The organism is Pseudoalteromonas rubra (assembly GCF_005887095.1).
In the GTDB taxonomy this organism is placed as follows: Bacteria; Pseudomonadota; Gammaproteobacteria; order Enterobacterales; family Alteromonadaceae; genus Pseudoalteromonas; species Pseudoalteromonas rubra_E.
Genome location: NZ_PNCI01000023.1, coordinates 40927 through 54387 on the forward strand (window position 1 = coordinate 40927; position 13461 = coordinate 54387).

Annotated in this window: 10 protein-coding genes and 5 tRNA genes; 10 read left to right on the plus strand and 5 right to left on the minus strand. The window is 46.7% G+C overall.

The features are described from left to right. Window positions 1–126: 126 nt before the first annotated feature. Window positions 127–792: a 7-carboxy-7-deazaguanine synthase QueE gene (gene queE / locus CWB99_RS11080; RefSeq protein WP_138552436.1), complete on the plus strand. Its 666-nt coding sequence runs from the start codon at window positions 127–129 to the stop codon at window positions 790–792. On the opposite strand, the gene CWB99_RS11085 is transcribed toward queE, so the two are convergent. From CWB99_RS11085 to CWB99_RS11105, 5 genes are all read right to left on the minus strand, one after another. Next, window positions 793–1767: an AraC family transcriptional regulator gene (locus tag CWB99_RS11085; RefSeq protein ID WP_138552437.1), complete on the minus strand. Its 975-nt coding sequence runs from the start codon at window positions 1765–1767 to the stop codon at window positions 793–795. Next, window positions 1754–3133 carry an MATE family efflux transporter gene (locus CWB99_RS11090; RefSeq protein ID WP_138552438.1) on the minus strand — a complete coding sequence of 460 codons (1380 nt, stop codon included), beginning with the start codon at window positions 3131–3133 and terminating at the stop codon, window positions 1754–1756. The genes CWB99_RS11085 and CWB99_RS11090 overlap by 14 nt, the downstream gene beginning before the upstream one ends. A 100-nt stretch (window positions 3134–3233) precedes the next feature. Next, window positions 3234–4139 carry a substrate-binding periplasmic protein gene (locus CWB99_RS11095; RefSeq protein WP_171045318.1) on the minus strand — a complete coding sequence of 302 codons (906 nt, stop codon included), beginning with the start codon at window positions 4137–4139 and terminating at the stop codon, window positions 3234–3236. 193 nt (window positions 4140–4332) lie between these two features. Continuing rightward, window positions 4333–5301, minus strand: coding sequence for a cysteine synthase A (cysK, locus tag CWB99_RS11100; protein WP_138552439.1), 969 nt, complete (start codon window positions 5299–5301; stop codon window positions 4333–4335). Between the two features lie 198 nt (window positions 5302–5499). Further along, window positions 5500–7809 carry a carbohydrate binding family 9 domain-containing protein gene (locus tag CWB99_RS11105; protein ID WP_138552440.1) on the minus strand — a complete coding sequence of 770 codons (2310 nt, stop codon included), beginning with the start codon at window positions 7807–7809 and terminating at the stop codon, window positions 5500–5502. 214 nt (window positions 7810–8023) lie between these two features. Here CWB99_RS11105 and CWB99_RS11110 point away from each other — a divergent pair, with 214 nt between their 5' ends. From CWB99_RS11110 to CWB99_RS11150, 9 genes are all read left to right on the plus strand, one after another. Further along, a complete protein-coding gene (locus tag CWB99_RS11110) occupies window positions 8024–9190 on the plus strand; it encodes a dicarboxylate/amino acid:cation symporter (protein WP_138552441.1) in 1167 nt (388 codons plus the stop codon). Between the two features lie 182 nt (window positions 9191–9372). Next, complete coding sequence (uvrY, locus tag CWB99_RS11115) at window positions 9373–10023, plus strand: UvrY/SirA/GacA family response regulator transcription factor (RefSeq protein ID WP_010385932.1); 651 nt, start codon at window positions 9373–9375, stop codon at window positions 10021–10023. Window positions 10024–10062: 39 nt separating this feature from the next. Further along, window positions 10063–11886 carry an excinuclease ABC subunit UvrC gene (uvrC, locus tag CWB99_RS11120; protein ID WP_138552442.1) on the plus strand — a complete coding sequence of 608 codons (1824 nt, stop codon included), beginning with the start codon at window positions 10063–10065 and terminating at the stop codon, window positions 11884–11886. A 43-nt stretch (window positions 11887–11929) separates the two neighbouring features. Further along, window positions 11930–12475: a CDP-diacylglycerol--glycerol-3-phosphate 3-phosphatidyltransferase gene (pgsA, locus tag CWB99_RS11125; protein WP_138552443.1), complete on the plus strand. Its 546-nt coding sequence runs from the start codon at window positions 11930–11932 to the stop codon at window positions 12473–12475. 214 nt (window positions 12476–12689) lie between these two features. Next, window positions 12690–12765 (plus strand) — tRNA-Gly (locus tag CWB99_RS11130). 33 nt (window positions 12766–12798) lie between these two features. Beyond that, window positions 12799–12872 (plus strand) — tRNA-Cys (locus tag CWB99_RS11135). A 37-nt stretch (window positions 12873–12909) separates the two neighbouring features. Then, window positions 12910–12996 (plus strand) — tRNA-Leu (locus CWB99_RS11140). Window positions 12997–13121: 125 nt separating this feature from the next. Continuing rightward, a tRNA-Gly gene (locus tag CWB99_RS11145) sits at window positions 13122–13197 on the plus strand. Between the two features lie 32 nt (window positions 13198–13229). Beyond that, a tRNA-Leu gene (locus CWB99_RS11150) sits at window positions 13230–13316 on the plus strand. Window positions 13317–13461: the final 145 nt, after the last annotated feature.

Genomic DNA, 13461 nt, shown 5'->3' on the forward strand with positions numbered 1-13461 from the left:
CAATCCGACGGGTCAGATAATGCCAGTTTTTCAGCGCAGTTGCTGTAGTCAATGTGAATTGTAAACGTTAGATAATTGCCACTTATCCGGGCTGAGCCCGGGAAGTAAAGTGAGTTCGGAGCTGTTTTGTACAAGATTAATGAAGTGTTTGAAACCATCCAGGGTGAAGCAAGCCACACTGGCGTGCCTTCTATTTTCGTGCGGCTACAGGGATGCCCAGTGGGGTGTGCCTGGTGTGACACCAAGCAGACCTGGGAGGTGGATCCGGTTTATCTTGTCAGTCTGGAGCAAACGGTGGAGAAGAAGGCCGATTCAGATTACTGGGCCAATGCGATGCCAGAGCAATTACTGACCTTATTTAAAGAGCGGGGTTACACTGCCAAACATGTGGTTATTACGGGTGGAGAGCCCTGCATGTATGACCTAACCCCGCTTTGTGACAAGCTTCACGCTGAGGGGTACGACACACAGGTTGAAACCAGTGGAACATTTGAGATCCTGGTGCCAGCTGAAACCTGGGTTACTGTTTCGCCTAAAATTAATATGCGTGGCGGGTATGAAGTGCTGGCGAGTGCCATGCGCAGAGCCGATGAAATTAAGCACCCAGTGGCAATGGAAAAACACATCGAAGAGTTAGAAGCTTTGTTTGAAAAAACCGGTGTGCACCCTAAGTTGGTGTATTTGCAACCAATTAGCCAAAAAGCGAAGGCGACCAAGCTGGCTATTGATACCTGTAAACAAAAAAACTGGCGCCTGTCAGTACAGGTACACAAGTATATTGGTATAAGTTAGTCAGACACCGGCTCGCAGCGGTTTCACCTTTAGCCATATTTCCAGTGCGATGCTGCGAGTTGCCGGGTCTTCAGCATTTCTGTCTGATATCGGCCGGTTGTAGTGCTCAATGAGGGGCGCATCGTCCGGCTCATAACCACTGTGTGGTAACCAGGCCGAATATAGTGCCAGCTGAAAAGTTAGCAGGTTACCGGCTAAATCGTCATAGTTAAAAACAGCGTACTGCCCACTATTCAATGTGCTAAGCCTAAACGGCTCTCTGACAGCTGTTTTTAATGTTGCCGGGATCACCAGTGCACCGTCGTATCTCGCTTTATCCAGAGGGGTAAAAAGCGGGTTATCATGACCAAATCCGAGCTTAGTGACGCATTCAGAGTCGAGACCTTGTAATTTGGCCCATTGATGGAGCTGCTCCCAACATTGCCAGATCCCCTCAAGATGATAACCCTCTGATGCTCTCAGCGTACACAAGTCCCGGGTGTCGACGTTCATGATTCGGGTGGGCACGGGAGTCTCGTCCGGTATGTGTGCCGACATTCGTTGTGCTTGCAGTTGCAGGAGTAACTCAATATTTAACTTTTGTGGTGCCATGTGCTGCGCAAGCTGTTGTCTCAGTCGTTCAGTTTTTCTCACGCTAACCGGCGTAATACCATAGTGATCTTTGAAAGAGCGAGCGAAGTTAGCGCTACTTGAGTAACCGCAATCCAGTGCTATTTCTGTCACGTTTTTGTCGGGATGGAAAAATAACAAAGACGCAGCGCGTTCAAGCCTTACCCGGTTACTATATTGTGTGAGAGATTCCCCCATCAGTGCAGAAAAAATACGCTGAAAATGAAACCGGGAAAAATGGCTGAGCGCTGCGGCGCTATCCAGTGTCAGCGGCTGACCCTGTTGACTGTGGATATAAGCAAGCACTGGCTTCAGGCGTTGATAGTACTGCTCACGATGTTTGTCTTGCTGTTTACTGGTTTGCATTGAGACCTTCTAACCTGGATAAGTTGTGCTTGTTGTAGTGAAGCCAGCATAAAACGCAGGTTGCTAAGGCTGCGATGATGTCAGCACTGACGATAGCCATAAAAATTCCCTGAAGATCAAACCACACTGGCAACACCAAAAGTAAAGGAGTAAACACAAATATGACTCTGAGCGCACTATAAAAGCTTGCCCGGCGGGCGTCGCCGATAGACTGATAAAAGCCGCTGGCGATCAACACAATAGCTATCAGTGGTAACCCCCATAAAGCCGATTGTATCATTGTCCGGCCTTGATTAATCAGTAAAGACTGCTCTGTAAACCAGGCCATAATGCCGGATGCAAAAAAGACCAGCATCAATACTAAGAGTGTTGCGTACAACATCATAGCGACTAAGGCCACTTTCACTATTTTTCGCACGCGTGTTGTTTTCTGTGCGGCGAGATTATAAGCGCAGATTGTCTGAAAGGTGATCAACATGGCAATCATCGGCAAAATTGCAAAGGTGAGTACACGGCCCAGCATACCGTAAGCAATCACCCAGTTTTCACCCGCCGTCTTCATCAGCTGAATGTTCATGATGGCGGTTTGCCAGCCAAGACACAGCTGAGTGATTAGGATAGGGGTTCCGATTGCCAGAATAGATAACCAGGCTCTACAGTCAGCAGTGAAGAGGATAGGTGTATCTCTGTCTTTGTTTTTTAGCATGTGTATAGCCAGCACTATTGTGACTGCCTGTGATATCACTGTCGCCTTTGCTGCACCAGCTACCCCCCAGTTAAACACCGCAATAAACAGGTAATCCAGCAAGATGTTTAGCCCCGAGGCGGTTAACATCAATAACATAAGCTTATGCGGCTGCCCCTCGGCACGAAAAATGTCGCCAAGCACGGGCAACAGAATCGCCACAAAGCTAAACAAGACGATGGGACGAAGGTAGGCATAGGCATCAGCTTTAAACAAGGGGGCTACACTGAGCCAGTTGATTATCTCCAACGGATAAAGCCAGCCCAAAAGCAACAGAATAAGACTCAATACAAAGGCAATCTGGAGGGTATGACCGATGATCAATCCTGCTTTTTTTCGCATGCCAGCAGCCAGTTGACGTGTTACCAGGGTGGCCATACCTGAAGATAACATGGCGGCCACTGCAGCAATCACCATTTGTATTGGAAAAGCGACTGCCACGGCACCCAAAGCCAGTTCACCCACAAAATGGCTGATAAAGAGCCCATCAATAAAGTTGAACAGGCCAACAACGAGCATACCAAAACAAATAGGGAAAAAGTGCTTAAAAAACAAGGTGACAACTGGCTCTACTGCCAAGTGTCCAGTGCTGTGTAGCGAGGTTTTATTATTTACGGCCATCAAAAATGTCCTGTCGTATTTAACTTCAGGCTATTTTATTGACCCCGAATCACAGAGAATATTCAAATCTTGCGCAGTTGGGAGTGACCGCGCAGATCAGTCAATAGCACTCAGAGCTACCCATTTCAATAATCCGCTCGGTTTCACCACTATTTTTGAATAAATACAGGCCTTTATTGATGTCATTGAGCACGCCCCGCCAGTTAGGCTTGGCTTTACTGAGTGCAAAGTAAAGGTTGTTGTATCGCAAGGCGGGTTCAACATTTTCAAGGCCTCTGAGCAAAGTGACCTTTTCAGACTTGGCCAGATCAGAGTAACTCACGGTAAAACGCAGCACCTTAGGGTCACCAATAATCAGGTCAACACGTTTGCCAACCAGCAATTTTACCAGTTGCAGATCATCGACGGCCTCCACAATCACAAACTCATTGTTGTCCATCATAGCGTCGAACTCAGGGGTATTTTGATAACCGCGTACAACTCCTATGGTGGCGCCTTTTAGCGCATTGAGGTTGCCTTCAAAGCTATCAGACTCACCGCGACGTTTTAGTAACGCTATCTCGCCGCCAGGGTAAGCGTTAGACAGTGCCAGCAGCTCACGACGTGTTTTACCCTGATAGTTATCGGAAGGTGACGCATCTTCGATAAAGTACTCGGGGAAGAGGATATCTGCGCGACCGGATTCAACAGCTTTGACCGCTCTCGCCCAGGGCAGGAATTCGACATAAACCGGATAATCCTGATCGGCCAGTAAGGAAATGGTAAATTGAAATACCCAACCTTTATTACACAGTTGATCGCCGATATAAGGCGGCCAGTCGAGTGTTACCAGATGCAGTAGCGGCTTGTCACCACTTTTGTTATACAAATAGCCATTACGGTATTGCTCACCCTGTACCATGACGTACTTGCCCTGCTTAAAGTAGCCAACATTCAGACTAGCATGGGTGGTCAGTGAAGCGCTGCACAGTAACAGCAACAATACTACCCTGGTAAGTGTGTTCATAAGGTGTTTCCCGGTGCGCACAGTTTAGATAAAAGCGTTTAAAAATAAAACGATGAGTTTGTTTTGAGACCACATCGATTATCCACTAAGTCTAGACAGTATCACGCTAAAAGGAAGGGAAGAAGACAACAAGGCCAGCATTTTGCTGGCCTTGTTCTAAACAATTAGTCTAATAAGAGCTGGCACTACCAGATTACTGAACTAACTCCTGCTCTGAGAACTCATCGGCAAACAGCGGGCTAGACAAGTAACGCTCTGTTGCACTTGGCAGAATAACAACGATATTCTTGTCTGCGTTTTCAGGCTTTTCTGCCAGCCGTTTCGCAGCAACAACGGCAGCACCTGAAGAAATACCGACTAAGATACCTTCGTCTTTCATTAACTGGTGGGCCATCGCAATTGCATCTTCGTTTGATACTTGCTCAGTGCCGTCAAGCAACTCAAGATCCAGGTTGCCAGGAATGAAACCTGCGCCAATCCCCTGAATTTTGTGTGGACCAGGCTTCAGTTCTTCGCCTGCTAAAGCTTGAGAAATAACGGCTGAATCAACTGGTTCAACAGCAATCGATTTTACATTCAGGCCTTTTTCTTTTTTCAGGTAGCGCGTCACACCAGAAATAGTACCGCCAGTCCCTACGCCAGCAACGAAATAGTCAATCGCACCTTCCATCGCTTCGAAAATCTCAGGGCCTGTGGTCTCTTCGTGAATTTTCGGGTTAGCCGGGTTTTCAAACTGTTGTAATAAAACATATTTGTCAGGGTCGCCAGCCAGGATTTCATTCGCTTTTTCAATGGCGCCTTTCATACCCTTGGCACCTTCGGTCAGTACCAGGTTAGCACCTAAGGCTTTAAGTAGCTTGCGGCGCTCAAGGCTCATTGTGTTTGGCATTGTCAGTGTCAATTTGTAACCACGAGATGCAGCAACAAAAGCCAATGCAATACCTGTGTTACCAGAGGTAGGCTCGATAAGTTCTTTGCCTTCGCTTAGCAAGCCGGCTTTCTCAGCTTCCCAAATCATAGAAGCACCGATGCGGCATTTTACGCTGAAACTCGGGTTACGAGATTCGATTTTGGCAAAGACGTTGCCACCGGTCACGCGGTTAAGTTTAACAATTGGGGTGTTGCCAATAGACAGGCTGTTATCTGCAAAAACGTTCGACATAATTTTCCCTTGAATGAGCTAAGGATATTTAATACTAGTCACACTTTACTGGGGTTGTAGCAAAACAAAAGGAAAGAATGGCTATAAGATATATTAAAAAGGCTTATGCCTTGATGGAATAAAAAATAAATATGTATAATAAAAGAGCAATATAAACCCAGTCAGATTCTGCGCGCCTGACTGGGCTAATGAAGGGGCTTACATCAGCCAGGCGTAACTAAACTTGGCAAAGAATGTCTTGTTGTCTTTGCTTATCTTGGTCAAGTCATCATCCTGATAGCCATTGTCCGAGTATCCTGCGAAAAACACCGTTTGTGGGTTAAGCTTGTAGGCATAGAGCAGCTGTGTGCTTAGGCGCTTGTATCGGCTGTCCACGTCGTCGACGTAATTCGCTTGATTACGGCGAATGTCCGTTTTGATGAACGCCAGTCTCAGGTAGCTATTGATGTTAAACTGATAGGTAAAGCGCACATCACTGAGGTTAGCGGTAAATACATCCATGCCATCGGCGGTGAGTTTTTGATAGGTGTGCCGCAGACGTATCTCAAAATGCTTGCCCAGATAAAAGTCCAGCATAGGGCGAATATAACGCTCATCAGCCATGCGGTTATTGGCTAAATCGACGCGGTTGCCTCTACGCAGTGTTAACCCACTGAACACGCCCGGAGCCGGTTTACTTTCCAGATAAATCCATTGGGTATTTTCCGTGAACAGATCGGTGTTTCCATCTATGGCCAGGCTGGTTTCGTCATGACGCAGGCCGGTTCGCTTGCGATGATCGACACCAAAATCAATGGTGCTCTGCAGTGGACCGCTGATGGCGATGTTGCTCTGAACTTCTTTTTCCAGCAGCTCTCCATTTTCATTGTGGCTGATATCCCAGTCAGTATACCAGCGAGTGCGATTCCACCAGGTCTGGTCATCACCATACCAGCGATATTCAAAACCAGTGATGAACTTATTGAAGTCGACTTGTGACAAGAACCCCATGTCTGTTCTTAATGCGGCATCGTAGTTGCGATAACTCGCAAAGGCTTTCCAATGCTTTTGGTTATGACGGTAGTCAAGCATATAGCCCAGGCCCTGATTATCATCCTGCAGCTGGGTGCGAAGCACACTTTCATCTATCTCACAGTCATCGAGGGTTTCGTCATCACACAGCTCTTTCACCATGGCCGGGTCGTAGTCCGTTTTTGAGGTCAGGATCTGTGCTTTAAAGGTATCATTTGCGGTGGGCTCGTATTTGCCATCCAGGCTAAACACCTGGTTTCTGTAGTCGTTACTTTGCCGGGTTGTCGTTAAAGCGCCTACAGACAAAGTTTCATCGGCATCATATCGATAGCGCAGTGCCGCATTTTCACTTTTTTGCTCCAACGAGACCACGCTTGACCCCAGATTACCTGGCACCATGACATTGGTAAATTCATCGTTAGTCACAAAGGCAGCATAGGTATGGCCCTGTTTGCTGCCCGTTAACTTAGCACCATAGTCCGGCGCAGCAATGTTACGGGTGTGCAAAAGGTTGATATGGGAGGAAAAATAATCCGCGTTATCAAGGAAGAATGCGCGTTTTTCCGGGAAGAATAAACTAAAACTGTTGTTAACACTGAGCTGACCATTGTCGGCTTCTACCTGAGAAAAGTCCGGATTAAGTGTGGCGTTTAAAGTGGTGTCCGGTGTAATGGCCCACTTAACGTCCAGTCCCGGCTCATAGTTAGTGTCGTTCTCCCAGTCCGGGATAGTACTGCCGTCAATATCTCGAGTTTGCTGGCGACTGATCACCATGGAGGGGATCACCGCAAGGTTGCTGCTTTGCCTGGCATCGGAAAAGCCGGTGTAAGCGGGCATCTGGCATACCCAGCATTGATTTTCATGGGCAATTTGCATGCTGGAAATCCGCAGTCGCTCACTGCGCGGATAAAAACGCAAAAATTCCATGGCCATGGTTTTGGTGTCCTGACTGTCGTCAAAGTTGAGCACACGCAGTGGGATCTCTACTTCAACCACATAGCCTGTGTCATTAATCTGGCCTGCGGAGTCCCAGATACCGTTCCAGGAGCTGTCTTCGCTGCCACTGAGTACGTTTTCTATGGAATCCTGCTGGACGCCAAGGGGATTGATAAAAAACTGATAAGCACTGCGGCCAGTATTAAAGGAGTCGACCTTTATCCCAACCAGATCGTCATTCCAGTTACGGTCACGGTCGCGGAAAAACGCCCTTATCTGACTGGGGTCCGGATCTTTGGCATCGAAGGCAAGAAACAGGGACTGGCCATTTTCAAACACTCGTACAGAGGTTGATACCGGGCTTTTCGTATTTTCATATGGCCAGGTTACATTGTCGATGGCAATATGTTTTGCCTGTTGCCACACTGACTCATCTATTTTTCCGTCGATATTTACGCTGGCATTGATATAAGGGATGCTTGGTTCGGCTGCCTGGCTGGTCGCGCTGAACCACAAGCACGGCGCTAGGAATGAGAGTGAGCTTAAAACTTTATTTAACATTATTATCGGGTTTGATAGCACAACTTTGATGGCGCATTAAATACCAGAGATGGTGTGTGAACAATTGTTTAGCGTTTAACGGCAAGGTGGTCAAGTTAAGTGGTATTTTATTTATATTTTGTGAACAGTTAGTCAAGTCATATCGCACAACTATGTACCTGCATTGTCATTCCATGGTAAAAAGGCGCATCTGTTTTTTACTCAGGCGTGTTGTATGTCTCTTATTTTAAAACTTGTCGCTGGTATTTTCGCCGGTGTACTGGCGGGGTTCTATCTGCCAATGTTCCTGGTCGAATTGCTCTACACCGTTAAGGTGATTATCGGACAACTGATTTCTTTTACTATTCCACTTATTATTCTGTTTTATATCGCATCCGGGATCGCAGGGTTGCCAAAGGCATCCGGCCATTTGTTAGGCAAAACTGTTGGTTTCGCATACGGGTCGACGGTCATTGCGGGAACTTTGGCTGTACTCTTAGTCAGTTTGGCTGTGCCCCTGTTTGAGGGCAGTGTTGCTTATCAGGCTGCTGAGGCCACTAAGGTAGAAAGCCTTATTAAGCTTCAAGTCCCACCGCTGATGGGCGTTATGACGGCACTGGCAACGGCTTTTGTGTTTGGTATTGGGATCAGTCAACTTCACCTGACTCAGCTCAAGCAAGTGGTTGACCAGGGTCGTGATGTGATTGATGCGCTGCTGGCTAAAGTGATCATTCCTGCCTTACCATTCTACATTGCTGGTGTGTTCGCAGAAATGGCTGTTGCGGGCACAGTGGCAGATACGCTGAGCACGTTTGGTGTGGTGTTACTGGCAGCTGTTGCCATGCACTGGCTGTGGCTGGCGTTTTTGTATATTACTTCCGGTGTATTGCTAAAGCGCAACCCTGTGGAACTCATTAAAAACATGCTGCCAGCCTATTTTACCGCAATCGGAACTATGTCCAGTGCGGCAACCATTCCTGTTTCTCTGCGTGCCAGTAAATCTAATAAAGTGAAAGAGGAAGTTGCAAACTTCACTGTCCCTTTGTGTGCCACCATTCACCTGTCAGGGTCAACAATCACGATTGTTACCTGTACTATGGCCGTAATGTTGTTGTCACCTGAAATGACATTGCCCTCGTTGACACAAATGCTGCCCTTTATTTTTATGCTGGGTATTGTCATGATTGCAGCACCAGGGGCACCCGGCGGCGCTGTTATGTCTGCTTTGGGTCTGCTTAGCACTATGCTGGGTTTTGATGAAAGTGCAGTGGCTCTGATGATAGCGCTATATCTGGCACAAGATAGCTTCGGAACTGCCTGTAATGTAACTGGCGACGGTGTGATTGCATTATGGGTCGACCGTTTCTCTGAGCAGGATCTGAAATTGCATGGTAAATCATAGTCTAACTCTAATACTAAAGGCTGTTTTTACCTAAAGTGGAAACTCGAATTGATTATGCTTTGCAATTTTCTGTGTTACTCTTGCAAAGCATAATGCGCGCATAATACATGCATTATCAGACGATTGAATAAATGACATTTGGCAGTAATTGCCATTACCAAGGCTAGTGTGAGGGTTACCCGTTGATTAACGTACTTTTAGTTGATGATCATGAACTTGTCAGAACCGGTATAAAACGCATTCTGGATGATGTGCGCGGGTTTAAAGTGGTCGGAGAGGCTAAAACGGGTGAAGAGGCAGTGAGCTACTGCCGTCAGAGCGAACCCGATATCGTGTTAATGGATATGAATATGCCAGGTATTGGCGGTCTGGAAGCGACTAAGAAAATTTGTCGATACTGTCCGGATGTGAAAGTCATTGTTTTGACCGTGCATTGTGAAGATCCGTTTCCGAGCAAGGTTATGCAGATTGGCGCACATGGTTATTTAACCAAAAGTGCAGGTCCGGATGAGATGATCAATGCGATCCGTGCTGTGAACGCTGGTCAACGTTACATTGCGCCGGAAATAGCGCAGCAGATAGCGCTGGCTCAATTTAGCGGCAAAGTCGATGAAAACCCTTTCCAGTCATTGTCGGATCGTGAACTGCAAATCATGTTGATGATCACCAAAGGTGAAAAAGCACAGGACATCGCAGACCGGCTAAATCTGAGTTCCAAAACGGTAAACAGTTACCGTTACCGCATGTTTGAAAAGCTGAACGTCAGTGGTGATGTGGAATTAACTCACCTGGCGATTCGCCACAAAATGATCGACATCGACAGCTCTCATTAGGATGAGCGCGTTGTTCTAAGTTAGAAGCAGTTTTCGACCATGGCAGTGTTTGACAGTCAGGCGTTTCTCAAAACGCTGACCACAGAACCTGGTGTTTATCGTATGTACGACGAAGATCATCAGGTTATTTATGTCGGTAAAGCAAAAAACCTTAAAAAGCGGGTCAGTAGCTATTTTCGCAGCAATATACCAGATGCTAAAACTCGGGTCCTGGTGAGCAATATTTGTCATATTGAAGTGACGCTGACGAATACTGAGACCGAAGCTCTATTGCTGGAAAACAACCTGATCAAAAAGTACCAACCCAGGTACAATATCCTGCTGCGTGACGACAAGTCTTATCCCTACATCTTATTGACCGATCACCGTCACCCTCGCTTAGCGTTTCATCGTGGCTCCAGAAAGAAGAAAGGCGAGTACTTCGGCCCTTTCCCCAGCAGTGCTGCGGTGTCGGAAAGTTTACGCTTGATGCAGAAGATTTTTCCTGTCAGACAATGCGAAGACGCCTATTACCGGGCGCGAAGCCGACCTTGTTTACAATATCAATTGAGACGCTGCTCCGCACCTTGTGTAGCGAAAGTCAGTGACGATGACTACGCTGAGCAGGTTGATATGGTGCGCCAGTTTCTGAGCGGTAAATCTCATCAGGTCATCGCTACTTTAGTGGACAAAATGGAGCAGGCGAGTATGGCGCTCAATTTTGAAGCTGCGGCGAAGTTCCGGGATCAAATCGCCTTGTTACGTCAAATGCAGGAGCAACAATCTGTTGCGGGCAATTTTGCTGAAATGGATGTAATCGGCTTTGCGCAACGCAATGGCCTGAGTGCCATTCACATGTTGATGATCAGAGAGCATAAAGTTTTGGGGTCTAAAACCTTTTTCCCAAAAATACCCAAAGATTCGAGTCGAGAAGAGATCCTGACCAGCTTTGTCGGCCAGTATTATGTGTCGACTGGCAGTCATGGCCGGATAGCCAAAGATATTGTATTGCCGTTTGATATTGCAGAGCTGGACGATCTGGCGGCAGCCCTTACTCAGGTTGCAGAGCGTAAAGTTCAGCTGAGGGTGAATGTGCGCTCAGAGCGAGCGCAGTACCTCGAGCTCGCTAATAAGAACGCCCTGAACAGCATTATGGTGAAGCAAAATGCGCAGGACTCTATTGATAAACGATATGCCAAATTAAAGGCGGCGCTGGGCGTGTCGGATATCAACCGTATGGAATGTTTTGATATCAGTCATACCATGGGTGAAAACACCGTGGCATCATGCGTGGTGTTTGATGGTCAGGGGCCTAACAATCGGGAATATCGCCGTTATAATGTTACCGGTATTACACCTGGTGATGACTATGCGGCCATGGCATTTGCATTGAATAAACGATATGGCAAGGTCACAGACCCTGACAAGGTGCCAGACATTATCTTTATAGATGGCGGTAAGGGCCAATTATCGCGAGCAGAATCATTCTTTGAATCCTGGACGCTGGATAAGCTACCTATGTTGATAGGTGTGGCGAAAGGCACCAGCCGTAAGCCAGGCTTAGAAACTTTACTGATCGATGGCGGGCGTAAAACCATTAATCTGGAAAGTGACTCACCTGCATTGCATTTGATCCAGCACATCCGTGATGAATCTCACCGTTTCGCGATAGCGGGACACAGAAGTAAGCGTCAAAAACAACGCACGCAATCCGTTCTGGAAGAAATAGAAGGCGTTGGTCTGAAGCGACGCCAGGCACTGCTCAAATATCTTGGAGGAATGCAGGGCGTAAAAGCCGCTAATATACAACAACTAAAACAAGTGCCGGGGATCAGCCCTCAGTTGGCTGAAAAGATATTTAACCATTTGCATGACAAAGCTTAAGCGTTCATGCGAACATAGTAAAAAAGAGTCTCTCTTAGTAGTTATGTGGAACATTCCAAACACGCTCACAACATTTAGGTTGTTACTTATTCCTGTTTTTGCAGTGATCTTTTATTTGCCTTATTCATGGGCATTTTTTGCTGCCGCTTTTATTTTCTGGCTGGCATCTGTGACCGATATTCTGGATGGCTATCTGGCACGCAAGCTGGAACAGTCAACGCCATTTGGTGCATTTCTGGATCCCGTGGCCGACAAAGTCATGGTCAGTGTGGCACTGGTGGTACTGGCAACCCATTATCAAAATATGTTTATGACAATTGCTACCATTGTCATTATCAGTCGTGAAATTGTCATTTCGGCACTCAGAGAGTGGATGGCAGAGCAGGGCAAGCGCGGTCATGTGGCGGTATCCTGGATGGGGAAGTTTAAAACTGCTGCGCAAATGCTGGCCATCATTGGTTTGATCTGGCAGTTTGAACCCTGGATGGTGACGCTAAGTTATGCATTGTTAGCCATTGCGACTTTACTGACTGTGGTCTCTATGGTGCAGTATTTCTATGCTGCCCGTACTGAATTGATTAAATCTTAGTATTCTTTGGCTGAATACAAAGCGTTTTAGATAAAAAATAAGCAAACGATTAAAAAGCTTCATTTTTTATGTTGACGCCTCCCGGAACTTCTGTAGAATGCGTCCGTGTTGAGAGGCAACAGCCTAACAAAAAGAGAAGTTCAAAACGCGTCAATATCTTGAAAGTTTTGAATTTAACTAGGGTTTAAAACTGAAATTTTAAATTTCTAGTAACGCGAGTATAGCTCAGCTGGTAGAGCGCAACCTTGCCAAGGTTGAGGTCACGAGTTCGAACCTCGTTACTCGCTCCAATTTCTCTTTATCTGACTTAGTCAGAGTAGTGTGGCGGAATGGCAGAGTGGCCATGCAGCGGATTGCAAATCCGTCTACCTCGGTTCGACTCCGGGTTCCGCCTCCATTTTCTCAACAAACTCCACATGCGAAAGCAGCCCGATGCCCGGGTGGTGGAATTGGTAGACACAAGGGATTTAAAATCCCTCGCTGGTAACAGCGTGCCGGTTCAAGTCCGGCCCCGGGCACCATTGTTTAGAGTAATTAACTTAATGGTTAAATTGCTTATGGAACGCAAGTATAGCTAAGCTGGATGAATGGAAAGACGCAACTTTGCTTCTTACATTTTACCTAGAAGTTAGAAAGTTCCCGGAACGCGAGTATAGCTCAGCTGGTAGAGCGCAACCTTGCCAAGGTTGAGGTCACGAGTTCGAACCTCGTTACTCGCTCCAATTTAAACAACTGGTGCTTTAGCAAACCCGATGCCCGGGTGGTGGAATTGGTAGACACAAGGGATTTAAAATCCCTCGCTGGTAACAGCGTGCCGGTTCAAGTCCGGCCCCGGGCACCATTGTTACAGACAGCTTAATCGCTTGATATGACAGAAAGATTAAGTTAAAGTAGCAACATTATGGAACGCAAGTATAGCTCAACTGGATGAATGGAAAGAAGCAACATTACCTCTTACATTTAGCCACTAAGTTAAAAAGCAATAT

What these genes read in the sequence shown, in the direction of transcription:
- CWB99_RS11085 (WP_138552437.1), bottom strand. Translation starts at nt 1,767, where the DNA reads ATGCAAACCAGTAAACAGCAAGACAAACATCGTGAGCAGTACTATCAA.
- CWB99_RS11090 (WP_138552438.1), bottom strand. Translation starts at nt 3,133, where the DNA reads ATGGCCGTAAATAATAAAACCTCGCTACACAGCACTGGACACTTGGCA.
- CWB99_RS11095 (WP_171045318.1), bottom strand. Translation starts at nt 4,139, where the DNA reads ATGAACACACTTACCAGGGTAGTATTGTTGCTGTTACTGTGCAGCGCT.
- cysK (WP_138552439.1), bottom strand. Translation starts at nt 5,301, where the DNA reads ATGTCGAACGTTTTTGCAGATAACAGCCTGTCTATTGGCAACACCCCA.
- CWB99_RS11105 (WP_138552440.1), bottom strand. Translation starts at nt 7,809, where the DNA reads ATGTTAAATAAAGTTTTAAGCTCACTCTCATTCCTAGCGCCGTGCTTG.
- CWB99_RS11110 (WP_138552441.1), top strand. Translation starts at nt 8,024, where the DNA reads ATGTCTCTTATTTTAAAACTTGTCGCTGGTATTTTCGCCGGTGTACTG.
- uvrC (WP_138552442.1), top strand. Translation starts at nt 10,063, where the DNA reads ATGGCAGTGTTTGACAGTCAGGCGTTTCTCAAAACGCTGACCACAGAA.
- pgsA (WP_138552443.1), top strand. Translation starts at nt 11,930, where the DNA reads ATGTGGAACATTCCAAACACGCTCACAACATTTAGGTTGTTACTTATT.